The sequence below is a fragment of the Enterobacter sp. LM3 genome (genome assembly GCF_046622475.1).
Lineage (GTDB): Bacteria > Pseudomonadota > Gammaproteobacteria > Enterobacterales > Enterobacteriaceae > Enterobacter > Enterobacter cloacae_P.
This window is the reverse complement of record NZ_JBJURN010000011.1, coordinates 40,456-65,408: the sequence shown is the minus strand read 5'-3', so window position 1 is coordinate 65,408 and position 24,953 is coordinate 40,456. Positions and strand designations below refer to the sequence as shown.

27 protein-coding genes and 1 tRNA gene are annotated in these 24,953 nt (G+C 54.5%); 11 read left to right on the top strand and 17 right to left on the bottom strand.

The features are described from left to right. Positions 1-11 precede the first annotated feature (11 nt). Positions 12-704: an enterobactin synthase subunit EntD gene (gene entD, locus ACJ9N4_RS13410; protein ID WP_182919557.1), complete on the top strand. Its 693-nt coding sequence runs from the start codon at positions 12-14 to the stop codon at positions 702-704. Positions 705-708: 4 nt separating this feature from the next. Here the strand turns inward: entD and ACJ9N4_RS13405 are convergent, their stop codons facing one another. The 5 genes from ACJ9N4_RS13405 to budA form a co-directional block, all read right to left on the bottom strand. Continuing rightward, positions 709-1,407 (bottom strand): GNAT family N-acetyltransferase, encoded by a 699-nt coding sequence (locus ACJ9N4_RS13405; RefSeq protein ID WP_182274053.1) that lies wholly within the window; start codon positions 1,405-1,407, stop codon positions 709-711. Between the two features lie 172 nt (positions 1,408-1,579). Beyond that, positions 1,580-2,053, bottom strand: coding sequence for a cold-shock protein (locus tag ACJ9N4_RS13400; RefSeq protein ID WP_182920006.1), 474 nt, complete (start codon positions 2,051-2,053; stop codon positions 1,580-1,582). Between the two features lie 132 nt (positions 2,054-2,185). After that, positions 2,186-2,956 (bottom strand): (S)-acetoin forming diacetyl reductase, encoded by a 771-nt coding sequence (locus tag ACJ9N4_RS13395; RefSeq protein WP_182274052.1) that lies wholly within the window; start codon positions 2,954-2,956, stop codon positions 2,186-2,188. A gap of 20 nt (positions 2,957-2,976) precedes the next feature. After that, positions 2,977-4,698, bottom strand: coding sequence for an acetolactate synthase AlsS (gene alsS / locus ACJ9N4_RS13390; RefSeq protein WP_395122263.1), 1,722 nt, complete (start codon positions 4,696-4,698; stop codon positions 2,977-2,979). Continuing rightward, positions 4,670-5,452 (bottom strand): acetolactate decarboxylase, encoded by a 783-nt coding sequence (gene budA, locus ACJ9N4_RS13385; RefSeq protein ID WP_182274050.1) that lies wholly within the window; start codon positions 5,450-5,452, stop codon positions 4,670-4,672. Before budA ends, alsS begins: the two co-directional genes overlap by 29 nt. A 102-nt stretch (positions 5,453-5,554) precedes the next feature. On the opposite strand from budA, the gene ACJ9N4_RS13380 reads away from it, so the two are divergent. Further along, complete coding sequence (locus tag ACJ9N4_RS13380) at positions 5,555-6,430, top strand: LysR substrate-binding domain-containing protein (RefSeq protein WP_411500546.1); 876 nt, start codon at positions 5,555-5,557, stop codon at positions 6,428-6,430. A gap of 365 nt (positions 6,431-6,795) precedes the next feature. Further along, complete coding sequence (locus tag ACJ9N4_RS13375) at positions 6,796-7,251, top strand: hypothetical protein (RefSeq protein ID WP_182274048.1); 456 nt, start codon at positions 6,796-6,798, stop codon at positions 7,249-7,251. Positions 7,252-7,465: 214 nt separating this feature from the next. On the opposite strand, the gene ACJ9N4_RS13370 is transcribed toward ACJ9N4_RS13375, so the two are convergent. Beyond that, entirely contained in the window at positions 7,466-8,878 is a 1,413-nt protein-coding gene (locus ACJ9N4_RS13370) for a hypothetical protein (protein ID WP_395122262.1), read from the bottom strand. 97 nt (positions 8,879-8,975) lie between these two features. Between ACJ9N4_RS13370 and ACJ9N4_RS13365 the strand changes: the two genes are divergently transcribed. Together ACJ9N4_RS13365 and ACJ9N4_RS13360 are read left to right on the top strand one after the other, a co-directional pair. Next, on the top strand, positions 8,976-9,422 hold the full coding sequence (locus ACJ9N4_RS13365) for a glutamate-cysteine ligase family protein (RefSeq protein WP_182919554.1): 447 nt from the start codon (positions 8,976-8,978) through the stop codon (positions 9,420-9,422). Between the two features lie 91 nt (positions 9,423-9,513). Continuing rightward, positions 9,514-9,762: a DUF1158 domain-containing protein gene (locus ACJ9N4_RS13360; RefSeq protein ID WP_182274038.1), complete on the top strand. Its 249-nt coding sequence runs from the start codon at positions 9,514-9,516 to the stop codon at positions 9,760-9,762. Between the two features lie 49 nt (positions 9,763-9,811). Here the strand turns inward: ACJ9N4_RS13360 and ACJ9N4_RS13355 are convergent, their stop codons facing one another. Together ACJ9N4_RS13355 and ACJ9N4_RS13350 are read right to left on the bottom strand one after the other, a co-directional pair. Continuing rightward, positions 9,812-10,153 carry a RamA family antibiotic efflux transcriptional regulator gene (locus tag ACJ9N4_RS13355; RefSeq protein ID WP_395122261.1) on the bottom strand — a complete coding sequence of 114 codons (342 nt, stop codon included), beginning with the start codon at positions 10,151-10,153 and terminating at the stop codon, positions 9,812-9,814. A gap of 31 nt (positions 10,154-10,184) precedes the next feature. Next, complete coding sequence (locus ACJ9N4_RS13350) at positions 10,185-11,285, bottom strand: MBL fold metallo-hydrolase (RefSeq protein WP_411500545.1); 1,101 nt, start codon at positions 11,283-11,285, stop codon at positions 10,185-10,187. Between the two features lie 190 nt (positions 11,286-11,475). On the opposite strand from ACJ9N4_RS13350, the gene ACJ9N4_RS13345 reads away from it, so the two are divergent. The 3 genes from ACJ9N4_RS13345 to nfsB all read left to right on the top strand — a co-directional run bounded on the left by ACJ9N4_RS13345 (position 11,476) and on the right by nfsB (position 13,197). Next, positions 11,476-12,066 carry a TetR/AcrR family transcriptional regulator gene (locus tag ACJ9N4_RS13345; protein WP_182274035.1) on the top strand — a complete coding sequence of 197 codons (591 nt, stop codon included), beginning with the start codon at positions 11,476-11,478 and terminating at the stop codon, positions 12,064-12,066. Next, positions 12,056-12,424 carry an MmcQ/YjbR family DNA-binding protein gene (locus ACJ9N4_RS13340; RefSeq protein ID WP_411500544.1) on the top strand — a complete coding sequence of 123 codons (369 nt, stop codon included), beginning with the start codon at positions 12,056-12,058 and terminating at the stop codon, positions 12,422-12,424. The genes ACJ9N4_RS13345 and ACJ9N4_RS13340 overlap by 11 nt, the downstream gene beginning before the upstream one ends. A 119-nt stretch (positions 12,425-12,543) precedes the next feature. Beyond that, positions 12,544-13,197 carry an oxygen-insensitive NAD(P)H nitroreductase gene (nfsB, locus tag ACJ9N4_RS13335; protein WP_182919548.1) on the top strand — a complete coding sequence of 218 codons (654 nt, stop codon included), beginning with the start codon at positions 12,544-12,546 and terminating at the stop codon, positions 13,195-13,197. 36 nt (positions 13,198-13,233) lie between these two features. Here the strand turns inward: nfsB and ACJ9N4_RS13330 are convergent, their stop codons facing one another. The 4 genes from ACJ9N4_RS13330 to ACJ9N4_RS13315 all read right to left on the bottom strand — a co-directional run bounded on the left by ACJ9N4_RS13330 (position 13,234) and on the right by ACJ9N4_RS13315 (position 15,909). Continuing rightward, entirely contained in the window at positions 13,234-13,521 is a 288-nt protein-coding gene (locus tag ACJ9N4_RS13330; protein WP_182274032.1) for a helix-turn-helix domain-containing protein, read from the bottom strand. Next, positions 13,502-13,831 carry a type II toxin-antitoxin system RelE/ParE family toxin gene (locus tag ACJ9N4_RS13325; protein WP_196391352.1) on the bottom strand — a complete coding sequence of 110 codons (330 nt, stop codon included), beginning with the start codon at positions 13,829-13,831 and terminating at the stop codon, positions 13,502-13,504. Before ACJ9N4_RS13325 ends, ACJ9N4_RS13330 begins: the two co-directional genes overlap by 20 nt. 140 nt (positions 13,832-13,971) lie before the next feature. Next, positions 13,972-15,006: a DUF2157 domain-containing protein gene (locus ACJ9N4_RS13320; protein ID WP_411500543.1), complete on the bottom strand. Its 1,035-nt coding sequence runs from the start codon at positions 15,004-15,006 to the stop codon at positions 13,972-13,974. A gap of 24 nt (positions 15,007-15,030) precedes the next feature. Next, positions 15,031-15,909 (bottom strand): helix-turn-helix transcriptional regulator, encoded by an 879-nt coding sequence (locus tag ACJ9N4_RS13315; RefSeq protein WP_182919544.1) that lies wholly within the window; start codon positions 15,907-15,909, stop codon positions 15,031-15,033. A 107-nt stretch (positions 15,910-16,016) separates the two neighbouring features. Between ACJ9N4_RS13315 and ACJ9N4_RS13310 the strand changes: the two genes are divergently transcribed. After that, positions 16,017-17,453, top strand: a complete 1,437-nt coding sequence (locus ACJ9N4_RS13310) for an MFS transporter (protein WP_395122260.1) — start codon at positions 16,017-16,019, stop codon at positions 17,451-17,453. Between the two features lie 36 nt (positions 17,454-17,489). Here ACJ9N4_RS13310 and pheP read toward each other — a convergent pair whose 3' ends face one another. The 5 genes from pheP to ACJ9N4_RS13285 all read right to left on the bottom strand — a co-directional run bounded on the left by pheP (position 17,490) and on the right by ACJ9N4_RS13285 (position 23,063). Continuing rightward, complete coding sequence (gene pheP / locus ACJ9N4_RS13305) at positions 17,490-18,878, bottom strand: phenylalanine transporter (protein ID WP_411500542.1); 1,389 nt, start codon at positions 18,876-18,878, stop codon at positions 17,490-17,492. Positions 18,879-19,035: 157 nt separating this feature from the next. Next, a complete protein-coding gene (locus ACJ9N4_RS13300) occupies positions 19,036-20,058 on the bottom strand; it encodes an ABC transporter ATP-binding protein (protein WP_182274027.1) in 1,023 nt (340 codons plus the stop codon). A 1-nt stretch (position 20,059) separates the two neighbouring features. After that, positions 20,060-21,634 carry an ABC transporter permease gene (locus ACJ9N4_RS13295; protein ID WP_182919541.1) on the bottom strand — a complete coding sequence of 525 codons (1,575 nt, stop codon included), beginning with the start codon at positions 21,632-21,634 and terminating at the stop codon, positions 20,060-20,062. A 24-nt stretch (positions 21,635-21,658) separates the two neighbouring features. Next, positions 21,659-22,675, bottom strand: coding sequence for an iron ABC transporter substrate-binding protein (locus ACJ9N4_RS13290; protein WP_182919540.1), 1,017 nt, complete (start codon positions 22,673-22,675; stop codon positions 21,659-21,661). A gap of 311 nt (positions 22,676-22,986) precedes the next feature. Then, positions 22,987-23,063 (bottom strand) — tRNA-Arg (locus ACJ9N4_RS13285). A 277-nt stretch (positions 23,064-23,340) separates the two neighbouring features. On the opposite strand from ACJ9N4_RS13285, the gene ACJ9N4_RS13280 reads away from it, so the two are divergent. Then, entirely contained in the window at positions 23,341-24,039 is a 699-nt protein-coding gene (locus tag ACJ9N4_RS13280; RefSeq protein WP_411500541.1) for an EAL domain-containing protein, read from the top strand. Positions 24,040-24,063: 24 nt separating this feature from the next. Then, on the top strand, positions 24,064-24,780 hold the full coding sequence (locus ACJ9N4_RS13275; protein ID WP_182274633.1) for a response regulator transcription factor: 717 nt from the start codon (positions 24,064-24,066) through the stop codon (positions 24,778-24,780). Positions 24,781-24,953: the final 173 nt, after the last annotated feature.

Here is a 24,953-nt window from a genome sequence, read left to right as displayed (position 1 = left end):
AGCGAGGGAAAATGCACACAACTTATTCCACTTTTCTTCTTGCCGGACAAACCGTCCACCACGTCGAATTTGATCCCACTACCTTCACCGACGCCGATCTCCTCTGGCTCCCTCACCACGCGCATTTGACCCACGCCGGACGTAAACGTAAAACCGATCATCTGGCCGGACGCATTGCCGCTGCACACGCGCTGCACGCCCTCAACGAGCACACACTCCCGGGCATCGGTTCCGGTGGTGAACCACTCTGGCCGGAGGGGATTTCAGGCAGCATTACCCACAGCGGTGTCCAGGCAATGGCGATTGCCGTCCGCGATCAACATCTGCTGACAGGGATTGATTGCGAAGCGATCCTGCCCGAGCGTGAAGCGAAGGAGATTAAGGATGGGGTGATTAATGCCCAGGAAGAGACATGCCTGTTGCAGTCCGGTTACCCTTTCGGACTGGCGCTGACGCTCACGTTCAGTGCGAAAGAAAGTGTGTTTAAAGCGCTGTTCCCCCACGCGGGTGTGTATATGGGGTTCGATTGTGCGCAAGTGATTGCGCTGGATGACAAGAGCCTGACCCTGGCGCTGTCACGTACAGTGGGGGAGTTTAACGAGGGTAAGCATTTTACCCTCGCCTGGAAGAGAGTTAACGGGAGCGTTTTTACGCTGACCAGTGAGAAAAGTACGAGGCTGTCCGGTTTATCACACGGAGTGTGAACAACTATCCCCGAAACGCCTCTAACCGTTTAACCTGCCGCCCTTCCCCGTCAAAATTCTCCGCTGCCAGCCAGGCACGCAGCACCGCGTCACGCTCCGGCCATTCACCATCAATAATAGAAAGCATATCGCTGTCGCGGTTGCGTCCTTTACGCACCAGCTTCTGACGTAGTCGCCCTTCCCAGACAAACCCCAGCCGCTCGGCCGCGTTCCGTGAGGCGACATTCATCGAATCGCACTTCCATTCCAGCCGCCGATACCCGTGCTCAAAGGCATTGTTCAGCAACAACCACACCGCTTCAGTACCAAGCCTGGAGCCCTTCATTTTCCGCGACCAGGTCACGTGGCCGATTTCCACCGAGCCCAGCATCTGCTCAATGGTCAGATAACTCACCAGCCCCACAGCGCGCGCGGTGCGTAAGTCGATGACGGCATAAGGCACCAGCTCGTCGTCCATCACTTTATCGAGCACCCAGCGTGCCGTCTCCTCCACGCTCACAGGCTGCGTGCTGGAAAGCCACGTCCAGTCGCTGTCATCACCCAGTGCGTAGGCATCAAACAGATCGGCGGCATGGAGGCTGGCATCCAGCGGCTCCAGCCGACAGTACTGGCCCGTCAGCGGCGTGCGGGTCAGAGTGCGCGCCCCTTTCCAGTCGGGCACGATATCGTTAACGGTTTGACCATGTTGATTGATTTCCGGCACGGCAGAGACTCCCTGAAAGGTAAGGGTTTTGTTATAGCAGGTTAAAAAGCAGACGAAAAGAGTGACCGTGTCCGGCGGTGCGGCGCTCAGGTTTTATAGTGCGGGAAAGGGAGAGGCGTAGGCCGGGTCAGGCGTAGCCACCACCCGGCTTTTCGTTTCTGCACAGGCAGATTTATTTCAGCAGTTTCACCGTGGCGTCGATGTCTATCTCATCTTCGGTGAAGATCAGCGTCGTGTTCTGGAACGTGGTGATCGCCAGCTTCTTCACCGCGCGCATTTCGCCCGGCTTCTTCTCCGACTTCGGCTTGATGTTGTTCATCAGAAGCCCTACCGACAGCACCGCGTTCTCTTTGTCGATACCGGTATCCACGGGCTCTTCTTCGCTAAACACCACGAAGGATTTGATCGAGGTGAGCTTCACGCGCTCGCCCGCAATATAGAGGTGTTTACTTTCCGGGATCACCTTCACCGCATAGGCGGAAAGGCCTTTGTTGTTCGTGGTGGGCTCGAAGGTCACCGCTGCATCTTTCTTGATCAGATCAGGATTCGCGACCTTAATCACGTGAAAATAGCGGTTGTCGCCGTTTTCATCTTTGATAAATCCAAAGCCTTTATCTTTAAACCACGTTGTGATTGTACCGTTCATCGTTGCTACCGCCTGTCTGTCGATCGTTAACTCAATTTTTGCAGCGCGCAGTGTAATGCACAATGTCTGCGCAGACAAAAAAAACCCCTGCACATGTGCAGGGGAAATTCATGTCAGAGCTTATTTTTTTATTTAGTTGAACACCATGCCGCCGTCAATCAGCAGTGACTGACCGGTCATGTAGTCGGAATCCGGGCTCGCCAGGTAAGAGACACAGGCTGCGACGTCTTCCGGTTCGGACAATCTGCCCAGCGTGATGCGTTTCGCGAACGTTTCTGTACCATAGCCGAGCGGTTTACCGGCGGCCTCGGAAACCTGTCTGTCGATTTCCGCCCACATCGGCGTTTTTACAATACCCGGGCAATAGGCATTCACGGTGATCCCCAGCGGAGCCAGATCGCGCGCGGCGGTCTGGGTCAGGCCGCGTACGGCGAACTTGCTTGAACTGTATACCGCCAGCTCCGGGTTACCGGTGTGGCCCGCCTGCGAGCAGGCGTTGATGATTTTGCCGCCATGCCCTTCCTTACGGAAAGCATCGATAGCCGCCTGAATCCCCCAGATCACCCCTTTGACGTTGATGTTGTAGACCTTGTCTACCATCTCTGGCGTGATCGACTCAATCGGCGTGGATGGGGCAACCCCCGCGTTATTGACGATAACGTCAAATCCGCCCAGTGCCTTACGCGTTTTTTCGACCGCGGCAAACACCTGCTCACGGTTTGAGACATCCACCTTCACGGCAATGGCCTTCCCGCCGCTGCTCGCAATTTCATCGGCCACCGTTTTTGCCGTCTGTTCGTTGTAATCCGCAATTGCCACGGCAAAACCATCTTTGACCAGGCGCAGCGCAATCGCTTTACCAATCCCCTGGCCTGAGCCAGTAACGAGGGCAACTTTTTGCATGTCTTTATCCTTATGTTGATTCACAAAATCTGGCTGAGATGGAGCTGGCCCATCAGCAGCGGGTTATCGCTATAGTCGACGGGGATCGCCACCACGGCAGGCCCATCGACATCCATTGCGGCACGCAACGTCGGCTCCAGCGCCGCCGCGCTCTCCACGGCAAAGCCTTTCGCGCCAAAGGCGTCAGCGTAGGCCCTGAAGTCGACCGGGCCGAACTCCACGCCGGAAAGGCGCTGGTATTTTTTCTCTTCCTGGATCGCCACCATGTTGTAGGCGTTATCCACCCAGATGATGTGCAGCACGTTGGCGTTGAGGCGGACAGCGGTTTCCAGCTCCATGCTCGACTGCAGGAATCCCCCGTCACCGGAAACGGAAACCACCTTGCGGCCCGGGTTGACCAGCCAGGCCCCAATTGCCCACGGCAGGGCAACGCCCATCGTCTGCTGACCGTTGGAGATCATCACCTGACGCGCCCGGAAGCTGTACAGGTAGCGGGCAATCCAGATGTGGAAGCTCCCCATGTCCACGGTGAGCGTGACGTCACTGTTGACGATGTCCTGCATGGCCCGCACGATGCGCAGCGGGTGCAGGGCAAACTGGCCGAGCGATGCGCCGCGTCTGTCGAGCAGATCCCGCTGATGCTGGCGATCGATAAGAATTTCGGTGGCCTGTGGGCTAAGTTCAAGCGACCGGCTCATACGCCCCGCCAGGGCATTGAGCGTTGCCGCGATATCACCAACCAGTTCGACATCAGGCACGTAGTTGCGCTCTTCGTAGGCGGGAAGCACGTCGATATGCACCAGCGTGGCATCACCCCGGTTCCACATGGCTGGCTCGTACTCAACGGGGCTGTAGCCGATGCAGATAATCAGGTCGGCCAGATGTAAAAGCCGGTCGCCCGCCTGATTATTAAAGAGGCCGACGCGCCCGGCGAAGCGGGTAAAGTGCTGCTGGTTCACCGCGCCGGCGGCCTGATAGGTACTGGTCACCGGGATGCGGCTTTTCTCCAGCAATTGATGCAGCGCCGTGCTGTTGGCGGGCTGGCTCGCCATCAGCCCCAGTAAGATCACCGGGTTTTTGGCCTTTTCGATAAGCCGCGCGACGTCGTTAATGGCGGCGTCAGGTGCGGGGCCCATCAGCGCGGAGGTGCCCGCCGGTAAAATAGCGCCCGTGGCAGGCTGGTCGACAATATCCTGCGGCAGGCTGACGAAGGCACTGCCCGGCCTGCCCTGCTCGGCGGCGCGAAACGCGTTTGATACCACCTCGGCAATGGCATCCGAAGAGCTGACCTCAACGGCATATTTGGTTACCGGGCTAAACATACCGACGGTATCCATGCTCTGGTGTACCTGTTTCGCTTTGTCTGCCCGCTTCACTGCCCCGCCCAGCGCAACAACCGGATCGCCTTCGCTGTTGGCCGTGGCAATGCCGGTAATAAGGTTCGAGCAACCCGGCCCGGAGGTAACCAGCGCCACCCCGGCTTTACCGGTCAGCCGCCCTACCGCTGCCGCCATAAATGCTGCGTTCGCTTCGTGACGCACGGGGATCAGCTGAATGGGCGAATCCAGAAGAGAATCAAACACTTTATCGATTTTCGCGCCAGGAATACCAAACACCTGCTTCACGCCCTGAGCTTCCAGCTGGCCGACAATCAAATCGGCACCATGCGCCCACTGGCGTGAATGTTTGTCACTGTTCACGGTTATTCTCCTGTTAGTTTTCGACGGAACGGATCGCCGCATCAAGGTTGCTGGGGTGAAGGTTGGCCTGCAAAAATGCGCTGTCAGCGGGGAGATCGATCATCAGCTTATGAATTTCACCAAAGGTGAGCACGCCGCTCTCCAGCTGATAATCCAGCAGATGGCCTCCCCCCTGGCGGTCATCGGTAATGAAATGTTCGTGATAGCCCGCCACGTTAATCCCCTGCATATGCTGTGGCGTGCGGAACCCAACCAGCACGCCCTGGCGCTGGTTAAAGCGGAATACCGGCTGGTCGTCGAGCACGTCGGTCATCGCGCGGTACGGCGGCGTCTGGCGCGGTACCGTGCGGGTGTGAGCGTGGCGGAAGTTGCCGTCGATCCGCAGAGCGCAAAACAGGTTATCGGAGGGGATCTGCTGGTCGATCGCGTCGTGGATCTGCTGGCGGCTGACCGGGGTATCGAACGTTTTGCGATACTGCGGCTGGAACCAGGTCATCACCGCGAACGGCGTTTTTTGCTCCGGCTTTGCGGCGCGGGCGCTGCCATCGGCGCGCAGCTGGTAAACCTGGCTGCTGAAGGCGATCATTTCGCCGTCCAGCTCGTTGAAGGTACCCAGACCGAAATCGCCACGGGTTAACAGGCTGGCGATGGTGGTTTCCCCTTCATATACGCCGCTTAACAGGGCGCTCATTAGCGATGTCTGATAAATCACGCTGTCAGGATGCTGAGCCGAGAACCCTCGCAGGGTTTCACACAAACTCTCCTCACAGTCGCATGCAGATGAATGCGTCGTCATGCTCTTCCTCTTCAACTTTTTTAAGAAAGGTTAAATAAATGTTGACCCGATTCAGCTGAGAGTTCCAATATAGAAACCATGCTGTTTTGAGACGTTTTTGATATGGAACTTCGTTATCTGCGGTATTTCGTCGCGGTGGCACACGAGCGACACTTCACCAAAGCGGCTAAATCGCTGGGTATTTCTCAGCCGCCGCTCAGTCAGCAGATTAAACGCCTGGAGGAAGAGGTGGGGACGCCCCTGTTCCGGCGTCTGACGCGGGGTGTGGAGCTGACCGAGGCCGGAGAAGCATTCTACGAGGATGCCTGCAAAATTCTGGCGATGAGCGATGCCGCGCTGGAAAAAGCCCGTGGAATTGCCAGAGGCCTGATTGGCAGTCTGTCGATTGGTATCACCAGCTCAGATGCATTTCATCCGCATATCTTTGCGCTGATCCGTCAGTTTCAGCTGCAAAATCCGGCGGTCACGGTGCATCAGGTGGAAGCCAATATGGCGACCCTGATGACCCGGCTGGGCGAGGGAGAGCTGGATCTGGCGTTTGTCCGCTTGCCGTGCGAGAGCAGCAAGGCGTTCGAGCTGAAAATACTCGACAGGGAACCGATGGTTGTGGCTTTACACCGCACGCATCCGCTGGCAGGCCAGCCTTCTCTGACGCTGGCACAGCTTAATACTACGCCGGTAATTTTGTTCCCCCAGGACGTTGCGCCGGGGCTTTATGACCGCGTTTACGGATGCTGCGAGCGCGCGGGGATTGATATGCAACACACGCTACAGTCTTCCCAGCTTTCATCTTCCCTCAGCATGGTAGCCGCAGGTGGCGGGTTTGCGCTGGTGCCGCAGTCGATGGAGGCCATTTCTCCACCAGATGTTACTTATCATGCGCTAACAACCCCGGAACTCTATACCGATATCGCGCTTTGCTGGCGGCGTTTTGAACGTTCCCGCACGGTGAAACGTTTTTTGGCGATGCAGGCATGATGACAGGGGTTTTGTCGGCCAGGTAAGGCATCACCGCCACCCGGTAAGGTCTTTCTGGAAGCAGCCTCGCAAACCTGAAATTTACCTTATGTACATCAGGGTTATTGCTTTTCTTCCCCTCCTCACAGTCGTAAAGTGCCTGCGTTGCGGCACATCCGCAATCGGGCGTAGGAACCCGAAGTACACAAAGTGACAATTTTTGTCGCGGCAGCGCTCCTCTCGTTAGAATACGGTAGCGCTGGCGGAGCAGCTGAGAAGCTGGCCGTTTTCTTTATGCACGGCATTCCTACCTCCGTCAGCACTACCCCCTTCGAGCGTAGGAACTCTCTGGGCGGTTAATTAATTTTGCATAAAGAGGATGTCTTATGGCTACTATCCCTGGCTTTTCTTACTCACTTTCTGAAGAAAGCGTTATTCACCATCTTATCAACCTGCAGCTTTCAGATACTGCGGATCTCTTCGAACTGGCCGACGCCTGTGCCGCCTATGTGAGCGTGTTGGTTGAAACAGACGACGCGGTAACATTTTCCACGCTCTGCACGCGTTTACTGGCGACACTTAAGCAACTGCGTGGACGTTGCGATACAGAGCTCCCGCCTTATCTGGTTGAACAGCTGATTGCGGGGGAAAAGATGGCTTCTTGCGTCCCGGACTGCTGGCAGGAAACAACGTTGCAGGTGGACTATGCGGTGGCATTAACACAGGCCGTGATGGGCGGAACATTGCCCACCAGCGTGGCGAAGGAACTGACCGGGTTGCTGCATGATATGGTTTGGCTGCTGGCGGAGTTTGTAAAAGAGCCCTATATCGCAGCGCACTAAAGCGGGTGAAAGAAGCCGAAATGCTGCTGAGGTGTGGATGTGGAGAGCGCAATTGTTCTCACTGCTGATGTAGGCATTACTAAAATTACAGTGCGTTAATCAACAAAGAGTCGTTCACATTTGCCTGTAAGCTGACAGAGGGGATGGGGATTGAAAAAGTCAGCAAGAAGGTTAAAAAAGGCCCACCAGCTAAGGCGGCGAGCCTTTTTTGTTATTAACGTATCACACTAACATTTTCAAGTTTCACCGGACTTTCAGGTTTATTCCCCAATTGCTGAGCGACCGGGACGAAGATGTTGAGATCTTGCAGCCAGGCTAATTTATCACGGCTATCCTGCTGCCCTTCATGAGTTCCATGACACTCAACTAATAGATATTTCCCACTAAACGCAGGTGCAATGCTCTGTGCATCCCCTTCTCCCGTTACATTACAGCGTAACGCTGAAGCAGTGACTTTCTTATCAGCATCAATATTATCCCATTCCGCCTGATATCGTTGGCCAGTCACTAACGGGAAATGCATATCCGTCTGCAATTTGTTGAGTAATACGGTACCACTACTGATGGACATGGTGAATTTCAGCTGCAGCTGATTAGCCAAAGTTAAACGTTGCACCGTCCAGATACCATAATCTTCCAGTTTGCGTACATAACCATCCGGTTGTGCATCCAACTGTACTTTGATCTTACCGAGCGTGCTTACTTCGGTATAACGAACCTGTTTAAAGTGCGGAAGCGCCCAGGGTTTGATCAATGACTGCGCCTGGTGCTCAACTGCAGCAGAAAGGGGATATTTATTAAGCCACTGTGGATTATTATTGTTCAGATCGGGCATTGAGGGCCCCATCAACGTTGATGCTGGCTTGTTAGCAGCAGGAATAAAATGTCCTTCGGCCGTGAACGTTTTTCCTGCTGGTAACTGGCAGAGCTGCTCAAAGCGTTGTGCTTTTTCCGTGTTAATTTTGAAGTCACTCTTGCGGCGAACAATATCTGCAGTAATGAGTGAGTCCGTAACGCGTCCCTCACTGTCGAAGTTCATTAAGGCGACAGCATCTCCCTGATGCGTTTTACAGTTATATAAGTAGTGCTCAATCTTTAATTCCATCGGTGCGTCATAAGGCGGTTCCCAGGTGGTATCTGCAAAATCATATCCCATACGTACCGATAAAATGTCGCCAACGCGCTGGATGCTGTTAACATCGACAAGGTCGGTAATACCGACTGTATCCGTGGCTGATAATCTTTCCCATCGAGCGTCTTTTATTGGTAGCTGGCAAACCATACGGATATCCTCTGCCGTCATCTGCTTATCATCCTGTGCAGGCGCATAACGGAGGTAGCTGTTGCCGTAAAAGCGGGCTTTGGTATATCCCTCTTCACTTAGTAAATCCTCGTACAGAAGCTGTGCCTTGCTCTGTTTACAATCAACGGAACGCCATTGCTGAGCCATTTTCCCGTTATTGAATTTTAACGACACCATGTAATTCACACGATCGTGGATTCTGGTTATAGACAAGGGGTTAGTGTCACCACCTATCAATGCAGGCTTATCAGCAGCTTGCACGAAAGAAAACGGTAAGATAGACAGAAAAAAAAGAGGGTACATTAAAGGGCGTACGCAGCACATACATGTTCCTTCATATATTGATTAAGAAATAAAGTTATCGGCATCAGGGACTAAATTATTAGCCAGCCATGATTGCAACGTTATAGATAAACGTAATATGAGATTGGCTACTGCCGCTTCTGGTACCGTGGAGGTACGGGTAATGGACACGCCACTGACGCTCACCCACGCGATTAATATCGCCGGGCTGATTCAGGCGACATCGCACTGGCTACTACCACGCGACCATACAAACACCAGGAGCGAGATTTTCTATCTGTACCGGTTTAACCGTTTTCAGGCGTGTCGCTATGGGTTAGACGGTATTCTCACAGACGTGCATACCGGAGAGCATAAAACCGTGGCGGACGATATTGCGTGGCTGCTGGAGCGGGTTGCCCCCTCAGTGGGAAAACTGGGTGCGACAAGCGCAATTCAGGAAATTGCTCTTATGTTGAAACAGGATAAGAGCGAAGCACAACGAATGCGGGATTTTGTCAACGACAGCGGTTCACTGACCTCGCTGGTACAACAACATTGCGAGCTGTGGGCGACGAGTCTATAAACCCCCCCTCCCTTTCGGCTGATATATATTGCTTTGCTTTACGTTACACGATGCCCGACAATAACGTTTTTAACTGACGATTAACATTAAGATGAAACACCCGTTAGAATCGCTGTTAACCGCAGGGGGCATACTGCTGATGGCCCTGCTTTCCTGCCTGTTGTTACCTGCGCCCTCTCTCGGGCTGGTGCTGGCAAAAAAGATGGTTGCAACCTTCCATCTGGTCGATCTGAACCAGCTCTACACCATTTTGTTCTGCCTGTGGTTCTTGCTGCTCGGCACTATTGAATTCTTCGTCCTGCGTTTCATCTGGCGTCGCTGGTTTTCACTGGCGGCGTAACCGGCACAAAAAAGCCGGGTGGCAGCCCGGCATTCTCGTCATCTCAGCCCTAATACGCCCGACTGTGGCTCTCTTTGCGATAGGCTCCAGGCGGCTGGTTAAAGGTACGGGTAAAGATCCGCGTGAACGTCTGCTGCGAATCAAACCCGTAGCGCAGGCAGATGTCATACACGCGTTCGTCCGATTCACGCAGGTCGCGCGCCGCCAGCAGCAGCTTACGTTCACGGATGTAACGCCCCAGACTCTCCCCTTTGTACTGCATAAACAACCGTTGCAGGTGCCATTTCGAGTAACCCGCATGACGGGCAATCTCTTCAATGCGCAGCGGCTGGTGCAAGTTGTCGTCGATCCACTCGACGATAGTGTCGATGACCTGAGCGGAAATAGTCATACTGCGCTCCCCTCTGCTCCACAATTAATCATTATTCCCACCACACGCGAAATTGCTGGGTGGTATCACTCACCCGGACAGGCTCGCCCAGTTCCGGTGTCAGCAGCCGATAATTTTTGTCCGCGCTGGCTTTTGCCAGCTGGATCAACGGGTCGTTCCAGGTGTGTTTCGCCAGCACAAAGCGCCCGTTATGTCCCGGTACCACGGCTTTAGCATTGAGATCCGCCGAGGCCTGCGCGGTTTCATCCGGCAGCATGTGGATGTGCTTCCAGTCCTGGTCGTACTGGCCGTTTTCCATGATGGCTAAATCCACCTCGCCAAACTGTTCACCGATAGCCCTGAAGTGCGGGCCGTAACCGGAATCCCCGCTGTAGTAAACCTTCTGCTCTGGCGTGACGAACATAAAGCTACCCCACAGCGTCTGGTCACGCTTAATGCCACGTCCAGAGAAGTGACGCGCCGGTAGCACATGCACCGTCAGTTCATCACTGATATGCACGGACTGGTTCCAGTCGCGCTCATCAATAATCTCTGCCTTCATACCCCAGTAGCGCAGATGAGAACCCACACCCAGCGGGGTGACCACCTGCTTCACTTTTGGCAGTAATGCCCTGATGGTGGCGTGATCCAGATGGTCATAGTGATCGTGCGAGATAATCAGCAGATCGACCTCCGGCATACTGCCCGCGTTCCACGGATACTCACCCGCGAAGGCTTTATTGAGGAATGAGAACGGCGCGGCGTAATCACCGAGCACCGGATCGATCAGGATACGTTTTCCCGCCAGTTGCATATACCAGGAGGAGTGACCAAGCCACACCAGAGTGTCTTGCTCCAGAGGCAAACCCGCGAGATCGGTTTTCACCAGCGGCAATGGCTGAGCAGGACGGGCGTTTTCGGTTTTTTTGGTCAGGAACTCCCACATCGCCACCAGCATATTTTTGTCGCCGTTATAACCCGGCGTAGGGAGCGTATTGCGGAATCGTCCGTCTCGGTACTGTGGAGAAGCCTCCACTTCCGGGAGCTGCTCACCCTGCGGTGGCTGGCCAAATCCGGCGTTCAGGACAAAAGGTAAACTCGCAGCTGAAGCAATAATCATGACAAACACCACGCAGATAGAGAGACTTTTCATATCCTGACCCGAATACGCGCCCCTTCCGATGGTTTGCGCGGGTTGAGCTTGATTATGAGTGAGTAAGCACTCATTATAGATATGCTGATAAAGTCGTCAAGACGTTTTCGATCTTTGACATTCCGCGTTGCAGCGTGGCAGAGCACGTGTTTCAATCATGGCTTTTACAATTGACAGGAGGAAAAATTTAGTGGCACGTCCGAAGAGTGAAGATAAAAAACAGGCCTTACTGGAAGCAGCAACCGCTGCATTTGCACAGTCAGGGATTGCCGCCTCAACGGCGTTAATTGCCCGTAACGCGGGCGTTGCTGAAGGCACACTGTTCCGTTACTTTGCTACGAAAGACGATCTGCTGAATGCCCTCTATTTGCACCTGAAGCAGGATCTCTGCCAGACCATGCTGGAGAACCTCGATCGCACCATCACGCTGCCTAAAGAACATACCCGCAATATCTGGAACAGCTATGTGGACTGGGGGATTCGTAACCCCGTTGCTCATGCGGCTATCCGCCAGATTGGCGTCAGTGAAAAGTTGAGCGCCGAAACGGAACTGGCGGTGAAAGAGATGTTCCCGGAACTCCATGAGCTGTGCCGCCGTTCGGTGCGCCCGGTGTTTATGTCGGATGAATTTAAAACGTTTGGCGATGCGCTGTTCTTATCGCTGGCCGAAAGCACGATGGAATTCGCCACCCGCGATCCGTCTCGCGCAGGGGATTTTAAATCCCTCGGTTTTGAAGCCATGTGGCGCGCACTTGCCATTGAGGACGTTAATGGACAGTAAATCACTGCAGGAACACGCAAAACGCGTGGCACTGGAAATGCCCTTTACCGAACAGTGCTGGCCGTTTGGCCCGGAATTTGATGTGTTTAAAGTCGGCGGTAAGATTTTCATGATTGTCGCGGTCGCCCACGGGCGGCCTCATATCAGCCTGAAGTCCGAACCGGAAAAATCCCTGTTAAATCAGCAAATCTACCGCGGGGTTGAGCCTGGCTATCATCTGAATAAAAAGCACTGGATCTCACTCTATGGCGGAGAAGACATTGCGCCAGAACTGGTGGCCGATCTGGTGGCTGACTCGTGGAACCTGATTGTCGATAAACTGCCGAAAAAAGATCAGAAGTGGATCCGTCCGACCTGATTGTTCGTCTGAGACGAACAGTATAAGCGCTCGAATCGCACTTATCTTTTTCCGTTTCGCCCTGTAATCTGCTCTCCTTTCACGCCCCTGTGGGGCGAATGTAACCACCAGGAGTTGTAATGGATATTATTTCTGTCGCCCTGAAGCGCCATTCCACCAAGGCGTTCGACGCAAGCAAAAAACTGACCGCCGAAGAAGCGGAAAAAATCAAAACCCTGCTGCAGTACAGCCCATCCAGCACCAACTCTCAGCCGTGGCACTTTATTGTAGCCAGCACCGGGGAAGGTAAAGCGCGTGTGGCAAAATCTGCGGCCGGTACTTACGTGTTCAACGAACGTAAAATGCTGGATGCTTCTCACGTCGTGGTCTTCTGCGCGAAAACCGCAATGGACGATGCCTGGCTGGAGCGCGTGGTCGATCAGGAAGATGCCGACGGCCGTTTTGCGAACCCGGAAGCAAAAGCCGCTAACAACAAAGGTCGCCACTACTTCGCCGACATTCACCGTGTTGATCTGAAAGATGACGACCAGTGGATGGCAAAACAGGTTTACCTGAATGTCGGTAACTTCCTGTTGGGCGTGGGCGCAATGGGCCTGGATGCTGTGCCGATTGAAGGCTTTGACGCCGCGATCCTCGACGAAGAATTTGGCCTGAAAGAGAAAGGCTACACCAGCCTGGTGGTGGTACCGGTTGGGCACCATAGCGTGGAAGATTTCAACGCATCCCTGCCGAAATCTCGCCTGCCGCTGAGCACCGTCGTGACGGAGTGCTAATCACTGCTGGTACGCCGGGTTCCGGCGTGCCAGATTTCAATACAGTATGATTTGCGGATGTTTGACTCCACACACCAGCGCATAACGCGTTAACGTGTCGAGACTTGCCCGCGTAATATTGGCTTCCATTCGGGATACGGTTGGCGCACTGACGCCCATTCGCTCCGCCACCTGCGCACGCGTAAGACCGGCATGATTTCGCCATTGCGCCAGCATCTCGCGTAAGCGCTCCTTACGTTCTTCTGCGTCAAAAGCAGCCTTTACATCAGAGTCACTTAACAACTCTGCTCTCAACTCATCCCAGTCAATGATCTTCTTGCTCATCCAACATCTCCTGTTGTCGTTTCAGTGCCAGACGGATCTCCACAGAAGGTGTTTTCTGCGTTTTTTTGATAAATACGCGCAAGAGATAAATCGTCTTATCCCGCTGATAAACGTATATCCCGCGGCTATGGATTAGCCCGACGGTGCGTATTTCAAACAAGCCATATGACAATGGTTTGCTGTCGGGAGCCCGTAGTACGGTTGGGTTATTGCGTAATTTATCAAGCTGGCGAATCAACTTCGCTTGTACCCCTGCAGGCAAAGAGAGGCTCTCTTCTCTGACTGCCTGATGAACGATGAGTCTGAACACGGTTTTTTCATCCCTGATGATATTAGCATGTAAGGCAATTTGCATTAAAGGCTAATTTTGCCTTTCGTGATTCACCTTACCTGTTTTATCCAGGCTAAACCGAATACCTGTTGATTCCCTGAAAGCCCTTCGCAAAAAACTTATCTGGCCGTACTTCCGGCGTGCCAGATTTTCTCCGCATAACGGCCTATCACCGCCAGCGACGCCGCCAGAATCAGGAAAAACACGACCTTGTTCATCCCATCCCAGAAGTATTCGAAGTAGCGGGTGTAGAGGTTAATGGCGAGGAACGTCAGACCAAAGCCACGCAACATGCCGTCGTCGGTTTTCAGGCTGATGTAGATACAAATTGCCGCCGCCACGGCGAACAGCAGCGCCCACGGCAGAAGCGATGCCTGAGTGATGCTGTACCAGTTATCGATATCGTAATTACCAAAAATCGACATGATCCACAGGGCAACAAAGAGATACGTCAGGCCCATCGCTTTACTGGTGGTATAGAGATGTCGCGCCTGTAACATTGCGCGCAGCACCCAGCACAGCGCCAGCAGCGCGCCCCCGAAGAAGATAAACCGCACCGGGTAGTTCATCCCCAGCCAGTAAGCGCCCCAGCCGGACATATACCCCGTCTGTGCCCCAAACCAGTTACCGAGCGAGAGTAAAAAGAACAGCCACACTAACCCGGAACGCCCAAAAAAGCCCACCAGACCATAAACGGCGCAGCCCGCCAGGAACAGCGGGGCAATGTGGCCGCTGCCGTTATCGAGCCGTTCACCAAGCTGCCAGAGAGCAATCGCCGTAAAGAATACGCCGAGGAACAGGATCGCTTCAGTGCTGTAGTACCACTGCGTTTCTCGCCGCTGACGGCTGAACCCCCACAGGTAGAATAATACCGCCACCAGCGCGGGCAGCCCGATACGGGCGAGGGAGGAGAATGCAAAGAATTCAATGATACGCGCCATCAGTTCGCTGTCGGAAAACAGACTGCCAATAGCAATGATGACGCAGGCCAGCGCCGTCCAGAAGGCATAACGGCTGAGGCGTTGCCAGTCCAGGGTCACGCGCTGCAGCGTACCGGCCAGACGCTGGCGTTCCTCGGGGGTTAATGCCCCTTCCTGCTCCCACTCGCTAAGCGCACGGTGAAGGAGGCGTTCCTGTTTGCGGGTAACGTTCATATTCACTCCCTGAAAAGTCAGATGTTAATTGAGTATAACAGCCTGTTCTGCCAGCCACGTCATCGCCCTTTCCCCCGCCTCATCCACTGGCAAATACACCAGCAGCCGCGACCCGTTGCGCGGAGCAGAGTACCAGTACATTTGCTGCAGAGTAAAATTTCCCAGCTCAGGATGCGCGAACAGCTTCAGCTGATTTTCCACACCGCGAACATCGTTGCGCTGGTGCCACAGGGTTTTAAACTCCTCAGACACCGCAAAGAAACGTGCCAGTTTGGCTTCCCAGAGTGGATCGCCCCGGTGTTCGGCCATCGCCGCGCGGAAATAGGAGACAAAAATCGGCAGTACGTCATCACGTTTGCCCAGACGGGCGCGCCACGCCGGATGCGTCAGAAAAAGATAAATGCAGTTGCGATCTTCTGGCGGGATGGCGTTAAAGTCGACGCCCATCAGATGACCGAAACTGTCGTTCCACGCCACAATATCAAAATTCGGTTTCTGAATGCTGGCAGGCTTTGGCATCAGCGTATCAAGCAACCGGCGCGTGCCTTCGCTGATGCTCTCACAGCAGGCCGCCTGCGGCGCTTCACCCGGCGGCAGACCAGCCAGTACAAACAGGTGTCGGGTTTCAGTCGGGGTACACTGCAGCGCTTTGGCTATTGCGGCCATCACCGCTGTAGATGGATTCACATCCCTGCCCTGCTCCAGCCAGGTGTACCAGGTGACGCCCACATCTGCCAGAAAGGCCACCTCTTCACGACGCAGCCCCGGTGTGCGGCGACGGCCACTCCGTGGCAAGCCGAGACGCTGGGGATCGAGGCTTTCTCGCCGTGCGCGTAAAAATGCCCCCAGCTGTTTTCGGGTGTCATCCTGAAGTGAGATGACGGGTTCAGACATCAGCGCCATAAATCCCCCTGCATGGTAGTGCCAGTACCAGTATAAGTAAGAACTGGTACCCGTTTATGAGATCACCGATGCTACGACCATCTGCTGAATGACGCAATGGAGTCACCATGAATACGTCAGTTGTTTCACCGGGTCGCGCAGGCCTGATATTGCTGTTAACCGGCCAGATGCTGCCGCTTATCGATACGTCAATTACGAACGTAGCGCTGGATTCAATAACCCATTCGTTACACGCCACCGCCACCGGGCTGGAGCTGATCGTCGCCCTCTACGGCGTGGCTTTTGCCGTCTGTCTGGCACCCGGCAGCAAGCTGGGCGATAACCTGGGCCGCCGTCGTCTGTTTATGTGGGGCGTGGCGGGCTTCGGCCTCGCCTCGCTGCTGTGCGGGATGGCGGGCAACATTGAACAGCTGCTTGCCGCGCGTATTGTTCAGGGTGCAGGCGCGGCGCTGATCATGCCGCAGATCCTCGCCACGCTGCACGTCACGCTAAAAGGCACCGCCCATGCCAAAGCCATTAGCCTGTTTGGCGGCATAGGCGGCATCGCCTTTATCGTCGGGCAGATGGGCGGCGGCTGGCTGGTATCCGCGGATATCGCCGGGCTGGGCTGGCGTAACGCGTTTTTTATTAACGTGCCAATTTGTCTGGTGGTGCTGGCGCTGAGCCGTCGTTACGTGCCAGAAACCCGTCGTGAAACGCCATCGCGCATTGACTGGACGGGCACTGTGCTGCTGGCGACGATTCTCTGCTGCCTGCTGTTCCCGATGGCGCTTGGCCCACAGTGGCACTGGTCATGGCCGCTGAAAGCCGCATTGCTCGCCATCATCCCGCTCACCTTTTTTATGGTGATGAATGCGCGCCAGAAAGAACGGGAGAACGCGCATCCGTTGATCCCACCACGCCTGATGCAGCTTCGCAGTATTCGCTTTGGGGTGCTGATTGCGGTGCTCTTTTTCAGCGTCTGGTCCGGGTTTATGTTCTGTATGGCGCTGACCATGCAAACCGGTCTGGGCATGGCCCCCTGGCAGTCCGGGAACAGTTTTATCGCGCTCGGTGTGACCTACTTTATTTCTGCGTGGTTTGCCCCGCGCCTGATTGCCCGCTACAGCACCAGTACCATTCTGCTGACCGGGCTGGCGATCCAGATAACCGGGCTGCTGGCACTGATTGTGACGTTCCATTTCTGGGGGATGAACAACACTGCCCTGACGCTGGCTCCGGCGACCGGGCTGGTCGGCTACGGCCAGGCATTAATTGTGAACAGCTTCTATCGCATGGGTATGCGCGATATTCAGCCTGATGACGCGGGAGCCGCGAGCGCGATTTTAAGCACGCTACAGCAGGCTGCGCTGGGGCTTGGCCCGGCTATTTTCGGGGCGATTTTGCTGCATGCGCTGCAAAACCATCACGGTGATTATACCCAGGCGATAAATGTTTTTCTGGCGGTAGAAGCCACCATGATGGCAGGGCTGGCACTGGTGACGCTGTGTATGCGTCACCACCTGTGCCTGCCGGTGGTGAAGACCTGCCAGGCCACGAAATAAGCCCGGCACTCTCTTCGCCACCGGGCGAAAAGGGCCCTACTTCTTACGGGAAAGTTTAAATGCCGCAAACAGGAAGATCACCCACACCGGTAGCAGCAGCGCTGACAGGCGCATGTCGTCGATGGTACACATCAGCACAAGGATCATTGCCAGGAAGGCGATGCAGATGTAGTTCCCCGCCGGGTACAGCAGCGCTTTAAACTGTGTCTCCCGCCCTTTGCGGCGCATCGCCGCGCGAAAGCGCAGGTGCGCGAGGCAGATCATGATCCAGTTCAGCAGCAGTGTGGCAACAACCAGCGCCATCAGCAGACCAAAGGCCTCTTTCGGCAGCAGGTAGTTGATCAACACCACCAGCGACGTGATGGCTCCGGAAAGCAGCAGCGAGTTCACCGGCACGCCGCGATGGCTGACGCGGGTCAGAAACTTCGGCGCGTTACCCTGCACGGAGAGCCCAAACAACATGCGGCTGTTAGAATATACGCCGCTGTTGTAGACCGACAGCGATGCCACCAGGATCACGAAGTTCAGCGCGGAGGCCACGACGTTGCTGTTCAGATCGTGGAAAATCATCACGAACGGACTGCTGTCGGATTTCACTTCCACCCACGGGTAGAGCGCCAGCAAAACCACCAGCGAACCGATGTAGAACAGCAGGATCCGGTACACCACCTGGTTGACCGCTTTCGGGATGCTTTTATGCGGATCGCGCGCTTCAGCAGCGGTGATACCAATCAGCTCCAGCCCGCCGAAGGAGAACATAATCACCGCCAGCGACAGGATCAGCCCCTTCCAGCCCGTTGCCAGGAAGCCGCCGTGCTGCCACAGGTTATCGATGGTCGCACGCTCGCCGCCATGACCGGAGAACAGCAGCCAGAGGCCAAAGCCAATCATACCGATGATTGCCAGCACCTTGATGAGCGCAAACCAGAACTCGGTTTCGCCATACAGGCGCACGTTCACGAGGTTAATGGCGTTGATGATAATAAAGAAGGCCGCTGCCCAGACCCAGGTCGGTACGTCCGGGAGCCAGTACTGCATATAGATGCCTGCCGCAGTCAGCTCTGCCATCCCGACCAGTACAAACATCACCCAGTAGTTCCAGCCGGAGAGGAAGCCGGCAAACGGGCCCCAGTATTTATAAGCAAAGTGAGCGAACGAGCCTGACACCGGCTCTTCGACGACCATCTCGCCGAGCTGGCGCATGATCAGAAAGGCAATGACCCCGGCGATGCCGTAACCCAGCAGTACCGCCGGGCCAGCCATCTGAATGGCGGGGCCGATACCCAGAAACAGCCCGGTACCGATAGCGCCGCCCAGGGCGATTAACTGAATATGTCGATTTTGCAAACCACGTTGCAGCGTCGGATTGTGCTCCGACGAGGCTTCAGAACTACCGTTGCCTGAAGCGGATGACGCGTCTTTCACGTCCTACCCCTGTCTCTTTTTTAGAAGGGGCACGTTTTAACACTTCATGCTGGTGGTAGCAAGAAAAGCAGCGGGGAACGACGTTGCATGCGGTGGCGATAATGAGTGTATTAACCCCCCGTTGGCTGGGGGGTCATTAAGTCAGATACGGTAAATCTTAAAATACGCGGGCGTTACCGGTGATATCAATACGCACTGCCGCCCCCGGGTTCCAGCCTGGCTGGCTGACGGTTTTCAGAACCAGCGGTTCCTTTTGCCCGGCTAACGCAAGCGTGAGGACGGACAAATGCCCGGTGAAATCCACATCGATAATCGAGAGCGGGCTTTCATGTGGTGAACACGCCGTGACCCGCATCTGTTCAGGACGTAGCATCACCTTGCCCTCGCCTGCCGCATACGCGTTGTCCGTACGTATCTCACCCAACGCACATACTGCACGCCCGGCGGCAAGCTGGGCAGGCAAGATCAACGCATCGCCAAGAAACAGCGCAGTCTCTTCATCCACCGGCTGGGTGTAGACCTCAAACGGTGTGCCAACCTGCGTGAAACGCCCGGATCGCATCACGGCAACCTGGGTGGCAAATGACAACGCTTCGTTTTGATCGTGGGTCACCAGAATAGAGGCCACACCCGCTTCCGCCAGCAGATCGGCGGTTGCCTTGCGCGTCATCGCGCGCAGACCGGTATCCAGAGCAGAGAACGGTTCGTCGAGCAGCATCAATGAAGGACGCTGTGCCAGCGCACGGGCAAGTGCCACACGCTGTTGCTGTCCACCGGAAATCTCATGCGGCCAGTGTGTCGCAAGCTTCCTGTCCAGTGATACCATCTCCATCAACGCTTCTACGCGCGCCCGTTTCTCGTGGCGGGTACCGTCTAAGCCCCAGGCGATATTGTCTGCCACATTAAGGTGTGGAAACAGCGCCCCTTCCTGGGGAACAAAACCGATACCGCGCTGGTGAGCGGGGATAAAATTGTCTTCATCGAACAGCGTGCGGCCCTGCATCACAATGCGCCCGGCATCCGGCGTTTCAAACCCGGCCAGAATACGCAGCAGTGTGGTTTTACCCGACCCTGACGGCCCGACAATCGCTGTCCTGCTTCCCGGCGCAACGCTCAGGTTTAAACTGTCGAGCACCCGCACATCGGAAAACGATTTAGAAATGGACGTTAATTCAAGCATGTCATAGCCCTGCAATTTTTTTAGACTGCATGTAAAGGATCGCGGTCAGCGGCAGTGAGATAAGGATCATCAGCATGGCGTAAGGCGCAGCAGCAACATAATCGATCTCGCTGGTCAGCGCCCAGAAACCGGTGGAAAGCGTACGTGTCCCGAGCGGTGACAGCAGCAGCGTGGCGGTCAATTCGTTGCTGACGCCGAGGAAGACCAGAGCCGCCCCCGCCGCCGCACCCGGTGCAGCCAGCCGCATAGTGACACTCCACAGCGCCTTCGCTGGCGTGCTGCCAAGACTGCGCGCCACGTTTTCCAGCTCTACCGGAGCCTGAGCCATCCCGGCCCGCAGGTTAATCAGCGCGCGAGGCATAAACATCAGCAGATAGGCGAGGAACAGCGTAATTTCCGTCTGGTAGATAGGCCGGGCGTAATGGATGGTAACCGTGACCAGCGCAAGGGCGGTCACAATACCTGGCAGCGAGCTGGTGATGTAGATGCACCCTTCCAGCATCCGGAAGATGCGGCGCGGGTAGCGAATACCGAGCCAGGCAATGGGGATCACGCACGTGGTGGTCAGCAACGCACCGCCCACGCCCAGCATCAGCGTCTGACGCAACGAATGCCAGAGGTCAGCACTCATCCAGTTTTGTACACCGCCAAGCCATATCCAGCGGCAGAGCACACCTAACGGGACGCCCAGAGCCAGGACGACCAGTAAAAGGAACAACATCTGACCCAGCGCAGCCGCAGCAGGTTTCAGTGGCCAGCGTTTTTGTTCACGGGCGGCACCGGCACCAATACGCGCGTAACGTGCTTTACCGCGCGTGACCCCTTCCAGCACTAAAATGGCCAGACAGCACAATGCCAGCACCCCCGCCAGCATGTTAGCCGCAGGGCCGCTGAACGTTGACTGAAACTGGTCATAAATCGCCGTTGTAAAGGTGTCAAAGCGGATCATCACATACAGGCCATACTCCGCCAGCAGATGCAGCGCCACCAGCAGCGCACCGCCGCAGATAGCGAGTTTGAGCTGCGGTAACACCACGCGGAAAAAGACCCGCCACGGCGGTGTACCGAGCGAAGCAGCCACATCTTCAAGCGTGGGGTCGAGACGGCGCAGCACCGCCGCAACCGGCATATAGATAAACGGGTAGTAAGCTAAAACGGAGAGAAACACGCCCGCAGAAAGGCCGTGCATGGAGGGAACAACGCTCACCCAGGCATAGCTTTGCACAAATGCGGGGATCGCCAGCGGTGCGACCGCCAGCGCAGACCATATTCCCCGGCCAGCAAGCGTCGTGCGTTCTGTCAGCCAGGCGATTGCCACGCCAAGCACAATGCACAATGGAACCGCGAGCGCCGTTAGCCACAGCGTGTTGCTGAGCAACTCAGCAACACGTGGACGGAATACCAGAACCTTAATGCTTTCCCAGCCCGTCTCAATGCCAATGGCAATGATAAAACCCAAAGGCAAAAGCGCCATTAATGAAAACAATATAGCTAACGCTACCATCGGCAGCGCAGGACGCCTGCGGACAGGCTCCCGCACCCCGTTTTTACCGATGTCGAGACTCAGACCAGACATAAGACGTTCACTTTACTCTCAGGATCACAGCAGACCGGCTTGTGTCATCAGCTCGATAACTTTTTTACTGTTGAGCGTTGAAGGTTCAACTTTTGGCGCATCGAGCGCATTCAGCGGAACCAGTTTCGGGTTAGAAGCGGCATTCACACCCACGGCATATTCAAAGGCATTGTTGGTACGCAACTGTTCCTGGCCTTCTTTACCGGTGATCCACTTAATGAACGCCTGAGCCTGTTCTTTATGTTTGCTGGAAGCCAGTACACCGCCGCCAGAGAGGCTGACAAACGCGCCAGGATCCTGGTGTTTGAAGTAGTAGAGTTTGGTGTTTTTGCTGTTTTCACCCGTTTTGGATTGATCAACAAAACGGTAGTAGTGATAAATCACCCCGCCATCAATCTGACCGGCGTTAACGGCTTTCATCACGGTGCTGTTACCTTTGTAGGCAACAAAATTGGCTTTCATCGCTTTGAGCCATTCCAGCGTGGCTTGCTCACCTTTCAGCGCCAGCATCGCACTGACGATTGCCTGGAAATCAGCGCCTGACGGAGATGCCGCCCAGCGTCCTTTCCACTCAGGTTTTGCCAGATCCATCAGCGATTTCGGCAACTGCTGCTCGCTCAGCTTTGCCGGGTTATAAACAAATACCGTGCTACGCGCGGCAATACCGATCCAGCGGCCATGCGCTGGTCGAAACTCCGCTGGTACCTGCTTTAAGGTGTCAACCTCTAAGGGTGCAAACAGTTTTGCATTATCAACCAACACCATCGACGGAGAGTTTTCCGTCAGAAACACGTCCGCAGGTGAAGCGCTGCCTTCCTGAACCAGCTGATTGCCCAGCTCGCTGTCATCGCCATTACGCAGTGTGACTTTAATCCCGGTTTCTTTCGTAAAGCCATCAACCCATGACTTCACCAGATTTTCATGCTGCGCGTTGTAAACAACGATGCCTTCGTTGTTATCAGCCGCAACTGACTGTGTGGAAAGGAAAATTGATGAAGACAACAGTGCAAGCGAAAAGCATGACAATACGCGAGAATTCATAAAAATATCCTTAATAGACCAAAGTAAATAACAACGAATGGCTTTGCGGGTAAGGATTAAAGCACACAAAAACGCTAATGATAATTAGTATCAATCCAGTTTAAGCGTAAAAGTGTAAAATTTCTTTATCGCAGAGTTTAGAATGATAAAAAACTGATAATAAATCATCACTCAACAGAAGATTAGGAAAACCTTAAATCTGAAAAAGACGGCTGATTAGCTGACGCCAGGGTTATTTCAGATTATTTAAGCAACAGACAGATAACCGGGAAGGCTGAAAGGATGACGTGACGATGAGCGAAGGTATTGAATGGCACGCCCTGTAGGATTCGAACCTACGACCTACGGCTTAGAAGGCCGTTGCTCTATCCAACTGAGCTAAGGGCGCACGGAGAAGAGTGAACTTCGTGGTGGTGAAACGCGTGGAATTATACGGTCAATGACAGCTGAGTCAATGCCTTTACCGTCTTCTCTTCCAATAACGACTAGCCGGTTGTAAATACGGCTGTTTTTTCAACATTTATGGGTATATCCCTCCCGTTTTACCGCTGCGAAAAGACTTAGCCGCATTTAAGTAACGCCTGCTGTTTTCCTGCGCGTCGCCCCGGCACACTGGTATGAGGTATCCCGGCCGCCTGGAGGCTGATCAACAACAGGATAATGGAGTGACAACGCAAAACCTGACGTATACGCCCCCCCGATTACAACGCATTTCTCAGGACATTATCGGCATTAAACTTGAACCCGTCGTCGCCCTCTCCTCTTCGCGCACCGTGGGTAACGAGGTGCTCAGCATATTGTCATCACATCAGCACAGTGAACATTATTTTCGCGATCAATCCGCTGACCAGGCAATGATGCTGCTCGAAGCGCAACTCGCCACGCTAAAAAACGCCTTACCCGGTAACAACCTTTTTATCAATCTGCCGATAACGGTATTAACCACGCCGGCAACGTTTCAGCGTTTACTACAGTTGCAAAGCCCGCCGCTGAACATTGAGATTGTCGACCCGGCGGGCTTTTTCTTGCTGCCTGTGGCGCTTCGCGCACGCGTCACCTGTCGCCTGCAGGAGCTGACGATGCAGGGTCACCGCATCTGGCTGGATGACGTAAATGAAGCATCGGTGAAATCATTTTTATCCTGTCACCTGCCGTTAACCGGGGTAAAAATCGATAAGATCGCGTTCTGGCGTTTACGAGCCACTCCGGCGCTATCGCAACTGGTCTCTCTCTGTTCGAAAATTGCCGAAAATGTCCTTATCGAAGGCATTGAGACAGACAGGGATCATGCCTGTGCCCTACAGGCAGGCGCGGGATTAGGTCAGGGATATTACTGGCCATCCTGGACATGGCCAGAAGAGTAAGCGGTCATCGCCGGGAGGGAAGCTATACGAATGACAGTGCGCCGTTACAGGCGGCGTCGTACAGGAAGTGATGCACTGGGATTTACGCACTCGGCATTTGCTCCCCCCTTCTTCGATCGCCTCGAATTTTTGAGCCAGTCTATCAACCAGACTCGCAAAACCGACGCCCCCTTTATCATTCTGGTCACACAGGATAATTTTCTTCGTTCGGGGTTCCTCAACGGGCAGTTTCCCCTTAGCAACTGCTGTGACTATGACACGCTGGAAGCGGCCCTCAGTGCTCTTAACCACTGGCCTTCAGCGCGGCTTGTCGTGGATATCGACAGCCGGGCTTCAACGCTTATTGACCTGCTGGATCGGCTAAGAAGACACAGCCTGTACCCGCCATTCCTCGCGCCCCATCTGTTAATTCGGGCTGATGATTATGACGCCCGACTTTTTTGTAAAGCTGCTGGCCCTTTTCATGTGCTGGAGCGCCAGCTTTCTCCACCGGCTATGCAGCAATACCTGCTGGAAACCTCATTTCTGCCGCGCAACAGAAAAGAGTGGTTCTCTCGCGATGAGTGGCCTGTTTTACAGGATCTGTCGCGCGGTAACTCGTTACGGCATATTGCACACCTGCACAACCGCCCTTATAACCGCATCATTTATCGCCTTAGTTGTATCCTGACGAAGCTTGGGCTAAATCATCGTCAGGAGCTGCTGCATCTTCTCAATAACCTTTCAGACATCACGTTTTAACGCCCTTACTAACCCATTAATTCCTAAACACCTTTAAGAAATTACTTACAAGATTTGTTATTTTTATGTTAAAAATTAACAATTAAGTCGAATTTAAAACTATTCCTAATTTATCCACTTCAATGAAGTGAAATGCTGATAAAACCGACACAGGCAGTGCTTTCATCCGTGTG